The following is a 13,169-nucleotide window of genomic DNA, read 5'->3' as shown; positions in this document are numbered from 1 at the left end:
ATTGGAGAGCCGTATACATTGAAAGGTGTACGTACGGTTCGGAGGGGGGCAGACAAAAACCTGCCATAGAAATATGGTGTGGCGTTGGCTGCCTACCCTACAACAAGAGCAATATCACTTACTCCGTTAACTTCTATTTTGAGTAACACGGCAATCTCAATGCCGGGAAAGGAGTTTTCATGAGCGGTATTCAAATTAAAAACAACCGAATCCTCTACTACGGCAACACAGCAGGATATATCGAAAAGGGCAAGGCCGTGGTAGACCCTATGTTTGAGAATGACGAGCTAAAGTCCTATCTCTCAAACACCAGAGGCTTCGATATCGAGTGGACGTCCGGCACCTATGAAAGGCTGGCGGAGGGGAAGCTCGATCCGGAGGGCAATACACAGCTTCTGAAGAAGTGCCGTGTCTGGCAACTCAGACCCGACGTTGACCCCATGATGAAATTCATCGGATATGACGAGCTTCTGGAACGTTTCGGTGAGCCGGACCCGGACAATTATAGGACAGTCTATGACGGCGAGGTGAATACCAATAATCTGGACGAGCTATTCGCCAAATTTAACCTCGCCCACCCATCTGGCTATGAGGGGCATAGCCTCTCCATGTCGGATGTTATCGAATTATATGACGATACAGGCAGCACCTTTCACTATGTAGACCGCTTCGGCTTTAAGGAGGTATCCTTCCAGCCGCCGGAGCAGGAGCTGTACCAAGGCCCGACAATTAGTATGTAACCTCATCACCCGCAGCCGGAAGGCTGTTTTTTTATACGACAAAAATAATTAAGAAGGAGGAAACACAAATGCCTAAAACACAGAAAGCGGCTAATACCGTGCAGGAAGCTGCGCAGACCGCAGCCGAGCAGCCAATGCCCATGAAGGTGGACGTTAAAATCAGCTCCATCCGTCCGGAGGGTAATCTCCGTGCCTATGCATCCGTGAATCTCAACGATTGCTTCGCAATCAGGAACGTGAAGATTATGGACAGCACCAAGGGCTTGTTCGTCGCCATGCCCAGCTATAAGGCGGGTAACGGCGAGTACAAGGACATCTGCTTTCCGGTTACCAAGGAATTCAGGGAGCAGCTGAACAATGCGGTCATCGAGGCGTATAACCTGGCTCTCACTCAGAGCCAGCAGCAGAAGGCTGTGGATTCGCCCCCTTTTGAGCAGCCGGAGCAGGACTCCGGCATTAAGATGGCGGGGATATAAGCCCGCCTTTCCCTTTTGATATCCATAACAACCATAAACAAAAAAATTTGGAGGTAAATCACAATGAAAAAGCTCGTAAAAAACATCATCAACAAGGCAAACGAAATGATCACCAAGGTAGTGGTCAAAGCCACAGCAATGCTCCTTAAGTCCCGCACTCTTCTCTGCTCCCAGAGCGGTGAAGGCTTCGTAGATACAGCCATCAAAATCCTGATGGCCGTCGTCATTGGCGCCCTTGTCCTCGGCGGTCTCTATGCCCTGTTCGGCGAAACGGTTCTGCCTACCTTGAAGCAGCGTATTGTCGATATGTTCAACTATGGGAACTGATCTGGACGCATTGTCCCAGATTACGCCGCTTGTGCAGGGCGGCTTTTTTGCTGCCCTGCTCCTTGCGGCCTCGGTCTTCGACATTCAAAAGCGAATAATCCCCGACAAAATCAGCCTCGGAATTGCCCTGACCGGCCTGCTCACATTTGAAACGATGAAGCTATCTGGTATCCTCGCCGCTGTACTCTTCCTTATTATCGCCCTGTTTTTCGGCGGTATTGACGGCGGAGATATCAAGCTCATGGCGGCGGCAGGGCTGGTGCTGGGCTTCACTAAAATCATGACCGCCACGGTCATAGGCTTAACCGCTCTGCTGGTATTCCATGCAGGCAAGATCATAATCCAAAGGCTACGCGGGAGGACTGTTCAAAAAGCATATCCTCTCGCGCCTTTTCTTTCCCTCGGCTGCCTCGCAGCCTATTTCATATTTTAAGGAGGAACACCCTATGAGTTTTCTCAAAAACCGCACGGTGCTGGGAGTAATCTGCATCGTGCTGGCATTAATTATTTGCTTTGGACTGACACCGCTCTTTAATCAGAGCGTATCTCAGAAAACGACTGTCATCCGTGTGGTTAAGGACATAAAAGCCGGTGGCGAAATCACCAAGGATATGCTCCAGAGCGTGGAGGTCGGCGGCTACAACCTGCCGGAGGATGTAATAAAGCAGCAGGACGCTGTACTCGGCAAATATGCTGTGGCAGATCTCGCGCCCGGCGACTATATCCTCCCCGCCAAGCTGTCGGATACTCCGGCGTCGGAGAACGCTTACCTGTATAACCTCAATGGCGATAAGCAGGCCATATCCGTCAGCATAAAAAACTTTGCCGGAGGTTTGTCCGGCAAGCTGATTTCCGGCGACATTGTATCGGTTATCGCGCCGGATTATAAAAAGCAGGGCTTGACCGTAATCCCTCCGGAGCTGACCTATGTGGAGGTCATCGGCGTGACCGCCAGCTCCGGCTATGACACGGATCAGCAGGACGCCAACACAGATTCGTCCGCAAAGGATAATAGTGAGAAGCAGCTCCCCGCCACCGTCACCCTGCTGGTCTCGCCGGAGCAGGCCAAAATCCTCGCGGAGCTGGAGGCGGACGCCAAACTCCATCTGTCCCTCGTTTACAGAGGCTCCAAAGAAGCTGCCGCAAAATTTACAGAGCTTCAGGACAAGGTAATAAAAATCCTTTATCCGAAGCCTGCGGCGCAGACGTCCTCACAGACCGGACAACCGCCAATTCAGGAAGCGCCTGCTGTGCCTGAAAATCCCGTACAGGAAGCCGGAGGTGAGTAAGATGCTCAATTTCATGAAAGGGAGCGTCTTCTCCCGCAAGCAGGCTGAGCTCGTGCCGGAGGAACCGGCGCAGGACGTGCAGGTGCTTGCGGTATGGGGCAGTCCCGGCAGCGGAAAGACCACGGTGAGTGTTCGCCTCGCAAAGTATCTGGCGGATCAGAAAAAGAACGTGGCCCTGCTACTATGTGACATGACCACGCCCATGCTGCCCTGCATCTGTCCGCCTAGCGACCTGGAATGCGAGCGTTCCCTCGGCAGCATCCTCGCCGCCACCCATGTGACGGACCTGCTCATCAAGCAGAACTGCGTCACCCATAAGAAGCTGGACTACCTGACCATTATCGGCATGCTCAAGGGCGAGAATGTGTTTACCTACCCGCCGTATTCCCAGGAGCTTGCTGCCGAGCTGATCGACCATCTGCGGGACGTTGCGCCGTACATCATCATCGACTGCGGAAGTGCCATCGCCCACGATATCCTGTCGGCGGTTTCCCTGCTGGAGGCTGATTCGGTTCTTCGGCTGGTAAACTGCGACCTGAAATCCGTCAGCTACCTGTCCAGCCAGCTCCCGCTCCTGAAGGATCAGAAATGGGACGCCGATAAGCAGTACAAGGTAGCCTCCAACATCAAATCCAATCAGGCGGGAGAGCATATAGAGTCGGTCTTGGGCAATGTCGCCTTCAAGCTTCCACATTCGGACGAGCTGGATAATCTGGCTCTTGCGGGGAACATGCTGGGAGAGCTGACGCTCAAGGACAGCAGGGGCTTCCGCAAGGAAATCGCCCGGCTCGCAAAGGAGGTGTTCGGCGTATGAGCAGAAAGAATCGCAGGAAGGCTGTGATTATCCCGCCGCTGACAGACGACAGGCCGCACAGCGTCACCATGACAGGCAATCAGGGCCTGTTTTTTTCATCCAATGAAGCTGCCAGGGATTTCAATTCTGTGTTACATGAGGTGCAGGAGTACATTTCCAGCAAATATGCCGCGCTGATCACTGATGGCGGCACAGAGGAAGTCAAGGCGCAGATCAAGCGGTACATCACCAAATATGTTCAGGATTACCGAATTACTGTTGCGGGCATGACACAGGAGCAGCTGGTGGACGCCCTGTACACAGAGATGGCTGAGTTTTCATTTCTGACAAAATACATCTTCGGCGCAGGCATCGAGGAAATCGACGTCAACGCCTGGAACGACATCGAGGTGCAGTACAGCAGCGGAGTCACCAAAAAGCTGGATGAGCGCTTTGACAGCCCCGAACACGCCATCAACGTAGTGCGCCGTATGCTTCATGTGTCCGGCATGGTGCTGGACAACGCCAGCCCCGCCATTTTGGGGCATCTCTCCAAAAACATCCGTATCGCCGTGCTGAAAACCCCGCTGGTGGACGAGGACGTGGGGGTATCCGCTTCCATCCGTATCGTGAACCCTCAATCCATGCAAAGAGAGGATTTCATCCGAGGCGGAACGGCTACCGGACCGATGCTGGACTTTCTGGCTGAGTGCCTCAGATACGGCATTTCGGTCTGTGTAGCAGGAGCCACCAGCTCCGGCAAAACCACGCTGGCAGGATGGCTTCTGACCACCATACCGAATAGCAAAAGAATATTCACCATCGAAAACGGCTCACGCGAACTAGCATTGGTACGCCAAAAGGACGGCAAGGTGTGCAACAGCGTCATCCATACCCTGACCCGCATGAGCGAAAACGACAAACAGAACATTGATCAGGACATTTTACTGGACATGGCCCTGCGCTTTAACCCTGAAATCATCTGCGTGGGCGAGATGCGCGGACCGGAAGCCTATGCCGCCCAGGAGTCGGCCAGAACCGGACACACGGTACTAACCACCATCCACTCCAACAGCTGCGAAGCCACTTGGCGCCGCATGGTCACTCTGTGCAAAAGGAAATATGACATGGCGGACAACACGCTCATGGATCTGGTGACGGAAGCTTTCCCCATCGTGGTCTTCTCCAAACAGCTGGAGAACAAGCAGAGAAAGCTGATGGAGATTATGGAGTGCGAAATCCTGCCGGACGGCACACGCAACTTCCGCAGCCTGTTCCAGTTCCAAATCACAGAGAACCGCGTGGAGGACGGCAAATTCATCATAAACGGCTGCCACAGCGTGCTGCAGGGAATCTCCCCAAGCCTTCAGAAGCGTTTTCTGGAAAACGGGATGCCTCAGGATACCCTGAAACAAATCCTTGCGGCGGGAGGTGTTGCCTGATGATGACAATCCTTTTAATTGCCTGTGCCGGTTTTATCACCGGCGCTTTTCTTTTGCTCAGACTCTCCCCGCTGGAGTTTACCAACGGGCTGTTCGGGTTTCTAACACGCAAAAACAAGAGCATTAAGGCGGAGATCAACGAAACCGCCCGGCGTAGAAAGCCGTCCTTCCTTCGCAGGGAAATCACCGAGGTGCAGGAGATACTCGCCATAACCGGGCGAAGCTCTCGCTTCTCCATGATCTGTGCGGCGTCGCTGGTGTTCCTCGCGGTAGGCGCCAGCCTTGCCATCCTTATAGGCAACGTATTCCTCGTGCCGGTGACGGCAATCGGTATGATGTTCATCCCTTTTTGGTACATCAGGCTGACAGCCACGCATTACAAAAAGAACATCGCTGCGGAGTTGGAAACGGCGCTGTCCATCATCACCACGGCATACCTGCGAAGCGAGGATATCCTTACTGCGGTGGAGGAAAGCATCCAGTATCTCAATCCTCCCGTGCGGAGCGTGTTCGCGGGATTTCAAACGCAGGTGAAGCTCATCGACCCCGATCTGGACAAGGCGCTCCATGATATGAAGCCCAAAATCGACAACGAGGTGTTCCATGAGTGGTGCGACGCCATCGCCGCCTGCCAGCACGACCGCAGCCTCAAGACTACGCTGACCCCGATTGTTTCAAAGCTCTCAGACATGCGCATTGTGAACGCCGAGCTGGAATACCTGGTGTTTGAACCTCGCAAGGAATTCATCATCATGGCCCTGCTGGTAGCAGGCAATGTGCCCATCATGTATTTTCTCAACAAGGACTGGTATCACACCCTGATGCATACGGCGGTGGGGCAAATCATCCTCGCGGTCTGCGCCGCGGCGATATTTATCTCTACGGCTTTTGTCATCAGACTGACCAAGCCCATCGAGTACAGGAGGTGACGGAAAGAATGACACAACTGTTTTTTACCGGAATACTCCTTGCCGCGGGCCTGTATTTCATTTTGGCAAGTCTTCTGAAGCTGCCCTCCATGGGTGCGGCCAAAGCTATGCTGAACGCGGGAAGGAAGAATAAAAAGGCGGCCAAAACGTTGGAGGCATGGCTCATGACGGGAGCGGCCAAGCTCTCAAGATACATCAGGATGGATGAGTACAAGCGCAGTCGCATGGCAAACGTCCTGAAAGCTGCCGGCATCAGCATGACGCCGGAGGTTTATTCGGCTTACGCCATCACGAAAGCCGGAGCCATCCTGCTGGGAGTGATACCCTGCCTGTTCGTCCTCCCGCTGCTCTCGCCGGTGCTGATTATCCTTGCGGTCCTGACATATTTCAAGGAAACCCGTAAGGCTGACGAGCAGCTCAAGGAAAAGCGGGAGCAGATTGAGGGCGAGCTGCCGAGGTTTGTTTCCACCATTGAACAGACCCTGAAGTCCAGCCGTGATGTGCTGGCGATGATGGAAAACTACAAAAAGAACGCCGGTCCCGCATTTGCCAGCGAGCTGGACGTGCTGACAGCGGATATGCGCTCGTCCTCCTACGAGGCGGCGCTGACAAGGTTTGAGGCAAGGCTCAATTCACCCATGCTCTCCGATGTGGTCAGAGGACTCATCGGCGTCCTGCGCGGCGATGACAGCACCGTGTATTTTCAGATGCTGGCTCACGACTTCAAGGCACTGGAGCTTCAACGGCTCAAAGGCCAGGCGCAGAAGATTCCGCCGAAGATCAGGATTTTCTCATTTGTCATGCTGATGTGCTTCCTACTCACCTACATGGCAATCATCGTCATGGAGATTTTAAGCTCGCTCGACACAATGTTTTAGAGGGAGGTGTGAATGAGAAATGGAGAAAAAAGATATTGAAAAGGAGCTTTCGGAAAAGCTCGAAGCTAACTATATCTCCTTCATGAAGGAGTGGGTGAAGCTGGAGCCGCTCCAGCTTATTGAAAAAGCGGAGGAAATCGCCGCCACCAAGCTGGTGTATGAGGAACTGAAAAACGGCGGGTATGATAAGGAGCATCTGGCATACCTGCTGCGCTTCAAAAATCCGCTGGAGGTGGTTCGAGACAAGTGGAGTGAGGAAAACGGCTCGGAAATGGTCTATGACGAGGATATGAGACATGCGCTCTGGTCGATTGCCGATACGCGGGATGCCGAGCAGGACTATGAGTTGGATGAAGCCTATCTCTCACCTGAACAGGGGGTGCGGATGTGCTGAAGCTGCTCAAAAGTAAACGCGGAGAGGGGTATATCGATGTGGCGGTGCTGGTGCTGTGCGTGATGCTGGTCATCGCCCTGGCGGTGAGTGTCCTGCCGGTGTTCGTAACAAAAAACAAGCTGGATACCTACGCCACGGAACTCTGCCGTGAGGCGGAGATTGCCGGGCGCGTCGGCAGCGAAACTACCCTTCGTGCGCAGGTTCTCACCGAGAAAACAGGACTTGCCCCGAATGTATCGTGGTCGAAAACCGGAAGGCTTCAGCTCAATGAGGAATTCACCGTGACCGTCATCGTTCAGACCGACATCGGCATATTCGGCGGCTTCGGGAGCTTTCCCGTCACCCTGAAGGCTGAGGCCAGCGGAAAGAGCGAGGTGTACTGGAAATGAAAATTGGCAGAATTTATGATATACTTAGAAGCAAAGGAGGCTCGTCCTTTCCGCTTGTCGTTGCCGTTACCCTCTCGCTTGTGATTGTATTTTGCGGAATTTCCGAATCCATACGGCTGATGATTGTAGCCCAGGGTGTTCGGGATGCCGTACAGTCCGCTGTTATTTCGACAATCAACGACAACTACGACAATGTGTACCACGGTGTTCGGGAAGGTTACAGCGGAGCATATCAGCCAAGCGCCTCCGACTTTCAAGAAAATCTGGATTATGGCGATATATATGGTAGGTTGGATCAGCTGCTGGGACTTCGGCAGGAAAACGGCTACCATATGAAATATGCCGGTGATGACATGGAGTTTAGGCTGTCCGGACTTTCTGTCGACCTTGATAACATGCCGCTGGCTCCCGCAAGTCCCGATAATTCAAAAGGTCTGCTGGCTGATGTGGTCATACGGCTGGAGGTTCCGGTGTCCTTTGGCGGGAATAGCCTGCCGCCTATGACGATAAATCTCAGGGTCCAGGCCAAATATATGCCGATATTTTGATCTGTTTTCGGATTGGCAATAGACTTCTGGAAACTTTTGTAGTATGGTGTGTCATTGAAAAGATACATCGACTTTTACACAAGGAGGTATCCTAAATGAAACTGACAGACAAAACAAAAAAACGCCTGACCATCGCCGGACTCGGCGTGGTGTGCGTCGTACTTGTGATAGCAATAGCCTCGCAGTTTGAGCCGGTAGCTCCCAAAGGAGTATCCGTCCAGCCCTCAAGTACAGTATCTGACGAGGTAAACCCCGCTGATGTCATTCCTTCACCGTCAACGGAGGTAACCGTGCCGTCCATCAATCCGACTGAGTCTTCGGCTCTGCCTGCGGATACCGGAGATTCTACCGGAACCGAACAGAGCATACAGGCGGAGGTCACCAAGCCCGCCGAACCACCGCAGGAGGTAAAGACCGACCCGTCCAAAACGCCGGACGGCCAGGAAGTAGATAAGGTTACCCCTGTGGAGCATGACAAGGTGACGAAGCCGGAGAATCCCCCATCTGGTACACCCGAGTCCGGAGATAAAAAGGACGGTAAAATATATGTCCCCGGCTTCGGCTGGATAGACGATAACGGCGGCGGAGTACAGCAAAACGATGTTGGCTCCGATGGTGATATTAATAAGCAAGTCGGAAACATGGACTAAGAACAACTCATATAAGGTAAAAAGCACCGAGTAATCGGTGCTTTTTGCTGTTAATGGAGGTATTGTATGAAACGACGTCTCAGCTTTTTTCTTGTGCTGGTTCTGCTGCTCTCTATGCTTTTGCCTGTTACGGCCTACGCCGATGGTGAAGGCAACATAGATAACGGCGGCAGTGGAATGGGCAGCGGAACCAATGAAAATTACTGGAATGGCGGTGATGAAGGCGTAAGGGTTACGGTGGTTCGAGCCAGCGACAGATCACCTGTTACCACACCTGTTGATTTCTCAAACAGGACACCATCAATAGCCGTACATTTTGGAAAGGTATCAAAAATATCATATACAGCTGGCAGAACCTTGTCTCCTGTTACGACAACGTATGTTTGTGAAAAGCCGGATATTGCTATGCCGAGAATAATAAGCACCAGCAGCGGGCAGGCAAGCATCGAGCAGATAAAACAATACTTCTGCTCCGAGTATATGGTCATGACCGTCGCTCAGGTCACAGGTATGAACTACGAGATTTTAACCAATGGCGAATACAAGCTCCTGCTGGAACCCATCGCCTACATGACCTTTGGCGGAATCAAGTACGCCATGACCGCAACGGAAGCCGCGCTTTTTGATCAGCAATTGAACGGTGGCTTACGGAGCAAAATGGTATCCCTCAGTCATAAGAACCTGCCGTTGGCGATGTTCCTTGAAACGCCGGATCTCGGCTACCCGGCATGGGATGGCTCCACGACCACAGCCGCTTCAAATACGGACATAATTTCATCCCTCGGTCTTGGCATAGTGCGCTTCAATGAGGCGGAGCCGGAGCCTCCGGAGGTAACGGCTGCTGATTATGAGTATAGGGTTAACACCGACGTCATTACATCGGTGACTGTTCGGGGAGGTCAATCAGATCCCGACCATCCTGTCACCGTGTATTTTACCATCGGCGGTCAGACCTATACTGTTGGTACCATATACTATCCGGCAGGCGACAGTCAGCTTGCGTGGGTGCGCTGGAGGACGCCGTCCAGCCCGCAGACCATGACTATTCATGTGTCGGTATCGGGCGGAGGCTCGGCAAGTCAGGGGACAATCACGGCAAGGATAGTGGATCTGTCAAAGAACGATCCGCCAAATCCGGTGGCTGACGACCGGAACGACTCATATTCTGCAGTTACTGTACCCGGCAAGGCACAGAAAACCTCTGCTTCTTGGGGCGTATGGCGTCCATGGTGGCATGCCTATTGGGTATGGCATGGAACGGATGAGGACGGTTATTGGTGCGATCACGGATGGTGGGAGTTCGACTGGCTCTCATACTCCGCCAGTCTTTCAGCCTCCATGAATGTCGTGCCGGACGCTAAAGCCCCGACCCCATCCGGAAAAACCATGAAAAGCGGATACGGCATCAACCAGACCGTCACTACCAATGTCAGCACCAACCAATCTTCGGCGGTGACCGACGCACAGAACGCCGTCACATATTTCCCCGAATTCAAATACGAAACCTACTGGCGGCTGCTGGAGCACGCACAGGCAGGATACAGCTCAAAATTTGAGTTTAAGTCCAACAAATACTCGACCTACAAGCGCCGGACGCACTTCACCCCCATATGGTTCCCCGATGGGAGCTACACGCCGTATACCTGGCTCATCGACTGCTGGACTCCGGCCGGTATGCTCTCCATGAACCTCACCGACTCGGTGAATATCAGAGGCAGCCTTTGGGATGACTGGCACATCGCTCCGGTAAAACCGTAACCAGCAGAAAAGAAACACGACCGCAGGGCAAGAACTTTGCGGTCTTTTTTTATACCCAAAATTAATACAAGAAAGGTGGTTATCCTCATGAAACTGAAACGAATCCTGCCTGTTCTCCTCTTGGTGCTGCTGCTGGGCTTTGCGCTCTGCACAACCGCCTATGCCGCACCTCCAGGAGATGTGGCCGGAGCAATCGAAAACACCTGGAACGACGCATCCGACCAGATTAAGACCGTGGTCAACAAGGTGGTATTTCCGGCAATCGACCTGATTCTGGCGGTGTTTTTCTTCGCCAAGCTCGGAACGGCCTACTTCGACTACCGTAAGCACGGACAGTTTGAATGGGCGGCCCCGGCGATCCTATTCGCCTGCCTCGTGTTCACCCTGACCGCGCCGCTATACATCTGGCAGATACTCGGGATGTAGGAGGCGCGAAAAGATGAACTACTTTGAACAGGAGCTGCGTAAGCTGTTTGGAAATGACGCTGCTATCTCTGATAAAAGGTTTGTCGGCAGGGCTTTCTTCGGACAGCTCACCGACAGCCTCCGTGTGAGAGTCGAATTTGTCACAATGGGTGTGGCGGACCATTACGATGCTATCAAGGCAACCATAATCAACCGCAACGACGGACCGGTGGACTCTGTAACGCTGCGATTCTCCGACCTGCTCGGCAAAAAAGCAGTCAGCAATCCGAACTTCAAAAATGGCATTACCCCGTACATATGGAAGTATGGGGAGGAAATCGACTGGTATGTCTACAAGCCGAATAAGGCGGACTATGATCGGATATCCGAGGCTATCAACGATTACCTTGACGTATACCGTGAACCGAAGCTGGAGATGGAGCAGTCTGGCCAGAGTGAAAATGGCCTGACAATGCGGGGGATGTAAATAGCTTTTTTCGGGAGCTTGTGTAAACAGGCTCCTATATTTTTTATCTGGAAAGGAGGTGACAACCCATGTTTATATGGGATTTTGTCGCCGACACCGTGCTGGGACAGATTGTCGATTGGTTTTACGGTCAGATAATCGGCTTCCTCGGTAATTTCTTTACCGAGATGAACAACATGGGCGCCGACCTGTTTGATATGACCTGGGTGAAGTCCATCGTCCTGTTTTTTGTTTATCTGGCTTGGGCGCTCTATGGGACCGGTCTGGTGGTATCGGCCTTTGAGTGCGGCATCGAGTACCAGAACGGCAGGGGCAGCATCAAGGACGCCGCCATGAATGCCATTAAAGGCTTTATGGCTGTCAGTTTGTTCTCCATCGTGCCGGTGGAGCTATATAAGCTGTCCATCTCCCTGCAGAGCAGTCTCACGGCTGGAATCACAGGGTTCGGCACTGGAATAGACACCATCGCAAGCAACATCATCAGTGAACTGAGTGCGGCCGGAAGCCTTGAAAACGCGGGAAGCGTTTTCGGCTTCGGCTCCGTCACCAGCCCGATCATGATGCTTTTTATCGTCATCCTTATGGGCTATGCCGTGATCAAGGTGTTTTTCGCCAACTTGAAAAGGGGCGGCATCCTGCTCATTCAGATCGCAGTCGGCAGCCTGTATATGTTCTCTGTTCCACGCGGGTATCTTGACGGCTTCGTCAGCTGGAGCAAGCAGATTATCGGTCTTTGCCTGACAGCCTTCCTGCAGTCCATAATCCTCATCGCAGGGCTTATGGTGGTCAAAGATCACGCCCTGCTTGGGCTTGGGCTGATGCTGGCAGCCGGAGAGGTGCCGAGAATTGCCGGAGCTTTTGGGCTGGACACCAGCACCAAAGGCAACCTGATGAGCGCGGTTTATACGGCGCAGACCGCCGTCAACATGACGAGAACCGTGGTGAAGGCGGTGGCTGCGAAATGAAGCTGGTATATATCTGCTCCCCTTACGCGGGGGACATTGAAACCAACATCAGGTTTGCCAAGGATGCCTGCTTTTATGCTGCGGAGCATGGCTGTGCACCTGTCGCCGTCCACCTGATATATCCGCAAATACTGGATGACAGCATACCCGCCCAGCGAGTGATTGGTATTCAAATGGGGCTGCGGGTGTTGGCTTCATGCGACGAGCTATGGATATGCGGTTCGCGTATCAGCCATGGCATGAGCTGTGAAATCGCGGAAGCCCAGCGGCTTGACGTTCTCATCAGAAGGATATCAGCAGAACAGATACAAGGAAGATGTCACATGAAATACAACGATCCTGAAGAAAGAATAGTCATGCCGGAGGAAACGCCTTCCTCTGACATGAAGCTGCTATTGTGACCATATCGCTGTCCCTCGGAAGCCTGTTTGATGGGATCGGCGGATTTCCGCTGGCAGGCGTCCGACAGGGTTTCACACCTGTGTGGGCCAGCGAAATCGAGCCGTTTCCCATTGAAGTCACGAAAATACGGTTTCCGGAAATGCTCCATGTCGGTGACATCACAAAACTGAAAGGAACCGAGCTTGCCTCCGTGGACGTGGTCTGCGGGGGTTCTCCATGCCAGGATAATACCGAAGAAATAATTATCCCGAAGTCAGACGAGAAAGCCGCTTAATAGGCCGCTTCTTCATGAAAACT

Annotated in this window: 19 protein-coding genes; all 19 read left to right on the top strand. The window is 52.8% G+C overall.

The window, feature by feature from the left end; all coding sequences use genetic code 11:
• The first annotated feature begins 179 nt into the window (after positions 1–179).
• The 19 genes from KCX82_RS22190 (at position 180) to KCX82_RS22100 (ending at position 13,146) form a co-directional block, all read left to right on the top strand.
• Entirely contained in the window at positions 180–740 is a 561-nt protein-coding gene (locus tag KCX82_RS22190) for a YodL domain-containing protein (protein WP_227020638.1), read from the top strand.
• A gap of 68 nt (positions 741–808) precedes the next feature.
• Positions 809–1,216 carry a SpoVG family protein gene (locus KCX82_RS22185; RefSeq protein ID WP_227020637.1) on the top strand — a complete coding sequence of 136 codons (408 nt, stop codon included), beginning with the start codon at positions 809–811 and terminating at the stop codon, positions 1,214–1,216.
• A 63-nt stretch (positions 1,217–1,279) separates the two neighbouring features.
• Positions 1,280–1,543, top strand: a complete 264-nt coding sequence (locus KCX82_RS22180; protein WP_227020636.1) for a DUF6133 family protein — start codon at positions 1,280–1,282, stop codon at positions 1,541–1,543.
• A complete protein-coding gene (locus KCX82_RS22175; RefSeq protein WP_227020635.1) occupies positions 1,533–1,976 on the top strand; it encodes a prepilin peptidase in 444 nt (147 codons plus the stop codon). The genes KCX82_RS22180 and KCX82_RS22175 overlap by 11 nt, the downstream gene beginning before the upstream one ends.
• A 13-nt stretch (positions 1,977–1,989) precedes the next feature.
• Complete coding sequence (cpaB, locus tag KCX82_RS22170; RefSeq protein ID WP_227020634.1) at positions 1,990–2,832, top strand: Flp pilus assembly protein CpaB; 843 nt, start codon at positions 1,990–1,992, stop codon at positions 2,830–2,832.
• A 1-nt stretch (position 2,833) separates the two neighbouring features.
• Positions 2,834–3,646: an AAA family ATPase gene (locus KCX82_RS22165; RefSeq protein ID WP_227020633.1), complete on the top strand. Its 813-nt coding sequence runs from the start codon at positions 2,834–2,836 to the stop codon at positions 3,644–3,646.
• A complete protein-coding gene (locus KCX82_RS22160; RefSeq protein ID WP_227020632.1) occupies positions 3,643–5,067 on the top strand; it encodes a type II/IV secretion system ATPase subunit in 1,425 nt (474 codons plus the stop codon). The genes KCX82_RS22165 and KCX82_RS22160 overlap by 4 nt, the downstream gene beginning before the upstream one ends.
• A complete protein-coding gene (locus KCX82_RS22155) occupies positions 5,067–5,996 on the top strand; it encodes a type II secretion system F family protein (RefSeq protein ID WP_227020631.1) in 930 nt (309 codons plus the stop codon). The genes KCX82_RS22160 and KCX82_RS22155 overlap by 1 nt, the downstream gene beginning before the upstream one ends.
• Before the next feature lie 8 nt (positions 5,997–6,004).
• Positions 6,005–6,874, top strand: coding sequence for a secretion protein F (locus KCX82_RS22150; RefSeq protein ID WP_227020630.1), 870 nt, complete (start codon positions 6,005–6,007; stop codon positions 6,872–6,874).
• 19 nt (positions 6,875–6,893) lie between these two features.
• The gene (locus KCX82_RS22145) at positions 6,894–7,268 is read left to right on the top strand and encodes a DUF3848 domain-containing protein (protein ID WP_227020629.1); all 375 of its coding nucleotides are present in this window, start codon (positions 6,894–6,896) and stop codon (positions 7,266–7,268) included.
• Positions 7,262–7,657, top strand: a complete 396-nt coding sequence (locus KCX82_RS22140; RefSeq protein ID WP_227020628.1) for a DUF4320 family protein — start codon at positions 7,262–7,264, stop codon at positions 7,655–7,657. The genes KCX82_RS22145 and KCX82_RS22140 overlap by 7 nt, the downstream gene beginning before the upstream one ends.
• A complete protein-coding gene (locus KCX82_RS22135; protein ID WP_227020627.1) occupies positions 7,654–8,205 on the top strand; it encodes a hypothetical protein in 552 nt (183 codons plus the stop codon). The genes KCX82_RS22140 and KCX82_RS22135 overlap by 4 nt, the downstream gene beginning before the upstream one ends.
• 95 nt (positions 8,206–8,300) lie before the next feature.
• Entirely contained in the window at positions 8,301–8,855 is a 555-nt protein-coding gene (locus KCX82_RS22130) for a DUF6550 family protein (protein ID WP_227020626.1), read from the top strand.
• A gap of 66 nt (positions 8,856–8,921) precedes the next feature.
• Positions 8,922–10,613, top strand: a complete 1,692-nt coding sequence (locus tag KCX82_RS22125; RefSeq protein WP_227020625.1) for a DUF8193 domain-containing protein — start codon at positions 8,922–8,924, stop codon at positions 10,611–10,613.
• Positions 10,614–10,700: 87 nt separating this feature from the next.
• Positions 10,701–11,039 carry a DUF3852 domain-containing protein gene (locus KCX82_RS22120; protein WP_227020624.1) on the top strand — a complete coding sequence of 113 codons (339 nt, stop codon included), beginning with the start codon at positions 10,701–10,703 and terminating at the stop codon, positions 11,037–11,039.
• Positions 11,040–11,052: 13 nt separating this feature from the next.
• Positions 11,053–11,505 (top strand): hypothetical protein, encoded by a 453-nt coding sequence (locus KCX82_RS22115; RefSeq protein ID WP_227020623.1) that lies wholly within the window; start codon positions 11,053–11,055, stop codon positions 11,503–11,505.
• Positions 11,506–11,573: 68 nt separating this feature from the next.
• Positions 11,574–12,470 carry a conjugal transfer protein TrbL family protein gene (locus KCX82_RS22110; RefSeq protein WP_227020622.1) on the top strand — a complete coding sequence of 299 codons (897 nt, stop codon included), beginning with the start codon at positions 11,574–11,576 and terminating at the stop codon, positions 12,468–12,470.
• Positions 12,467–12,871 (top strand): DUF7768 domain-containing protein, encoded by a 405-nt coding sequence (locus KCX82_RS22105; RefSeq protein WP_227020621.1) that lies wholly within the window; start codon positions 12,467–12,469, stop codon positions 12,869–12,871. Before KCX82_RS22110 ends, KCX82_RS22105 begins: the two co-directional genes overlap by 4 nt.
• Positions 12,868–13,146 carry a DNA cytosine methyltransferase gene (locus tag KCX82_RS22100; protein WP_465250700.1) on the top strand — a complete coding sequence of 93 codons (279 nt, stop codon included), beginning with the start codon at positions 12,868–12,870 and terminating at the stop codon, positions 13,144–13,146. Before KCX82_RS22105 ends, KCX82_RS22100 begins: the two co-directional genes overlap by 4 nt.
• The last annotated feature ends 23 nt before the right edge of the window (positions 13,147–13,169 follow it).

Source organism: Sinanaerobacter chloroacetimidivorans, from assembly GCF_018128545.1.
Classification (GTDB): Bacteria; Bacillota; Clostridia; order Peptostreptococcales; family Anaerovoracaceae; genus Sinanaerobacter; species Sinanaerobacter chloroacetimidivorans.
Note: the sequence above shows the minus strand (reverse complement) of the source record. Positions and strands in the feature narration are given on the sequence as shown.

What these genes read in the sequence shown, in the direction of transcription:
- KCX82_RS22190 (WP_227020638.1), top strand. Translation starts at nt 180, where the DNA reads ATGAGCGGTATTCAAATTAAAAACAACCGAATCCTCTACTACGGCAAC.
- KCX82_RS22185 (WP_227020637.1), top strand. Translation starts at nt 809, where the DNA reads ATGCCTAAAACACAGAAAGCGGCTAATACCGTGCAGGAAGCTGCGCAG.
- KCX82_RS22180 (WP_227020636.1), top strand. Translation starts at nt 1,280, where the DNA reads ATGAAAAAGCTCGTAAAAAACATCATCAACAAGGCAAACGAAATGATC.
- KCX82_RS22175 (WP_227020635.1), top strand. Translation starts at nt 1,533, where the DNA reads ATGGGAACTGATCTGGACGCATTGTCCCAGATTACGCCGCTTGTGCAG.
- cpaB (WP_227020634.1), top strand. Translation starts at nt 1,990, where the DNA reads ATGAGTTTTCTCAAAAACCGCACGGTGCTGGGAGTAATCTGCATCGTG.
- KCX82_RS22165 (WP_227020633.1), top strand. Translation starts at nt 2,834, where the DNA reads ATGCTCAATTTCATGAAAGGGAGCGTCTTCTCCCGCAAGCAGGCTGAG.
- KCX82_RS22160 (WP_227020632.1), top strand. Translation starts at nt 3,643, where the DNA reads ATGAGCAGAAAGAATCGCAGGAAGGCTGTGATTATCCCGCCGCTGACA.
- KCX82_RS22155 (WP_227020631.1), top strand. Translation starts at nt 5,067, where the DNA reads ATGATGACAATCCTTTTAATTGCCTGTGCCGGTTTTATCACCGGCGCT.
- KCX82_RS22150 (WP_227020630.1), top strand. Translation starts at nt 6,005, where the DNA reads ATGACACAACTGTTTTTTACCGGAATACTCCTTGCCGCGGGCCTGTAT.
- KCX82_RS22145 (WP_227020629.1), top strand. Translation starts at nt 6,894, where the DNA reads ATGGAGAAAAAAGATATTGAAAAGGAGCTTTCGGAAAAGCTCGAAGCT.
- KCX82_RS22135 (WP_227020627.1), top strand. Translation starts at nt 7,654, where the DNA reads ATGAAAATTGGCAGAATTTATGATATACTTAGAAGCAAAGGAGGCTCG.
- KCX82_RS22130 (WP_227020626.1), top strand. Translation starts at nt 8,301, where the DNA reads ATGAAACTGACAGACAAAACAAAAAAACGCCTGACCATCGCCGGACTC.
- KCX82_RS22125 (WP_227020625.1), top strand. Translation starts at nt 8,922, where the DNA reads ATGAAACGACGTCTCAGCTTTTTTCTTGTGCTGGTTCTGCTGCTCTCT.
- KCX82_RS22120 (WP_227020624.1), top strand. Translation starts at nt 10,701, where the DNA reads ATGAAACTGAAACGAATCCTGCCTGTTCTCCTCTTGGTGCTGCTGCTG.
- KCX82_RS22115 (WP_227020623.1), top strand. Translation starts at nt 11,053, where the DNA reads ATGAACTACTTTGAACAGGAGCTGCGTAAGCTGTTTGGAAATGACGCT.
- KCX82_RS22110 (WP_227020622.1), top strand. Translation starts at nt 11,574, where the DNA reads ATGTTTATATGGGATTTTGTCGCCGACACCGTGCTGGGACAGATTGTC.
- KCX82_RS22105 (WP_227020621.1), top strand. Translation starts at nt 12,467, where the DNA reads ATGAAGCTGGTATATATCTGCTCCCCTTACGCGGGGGACATTGAAACC.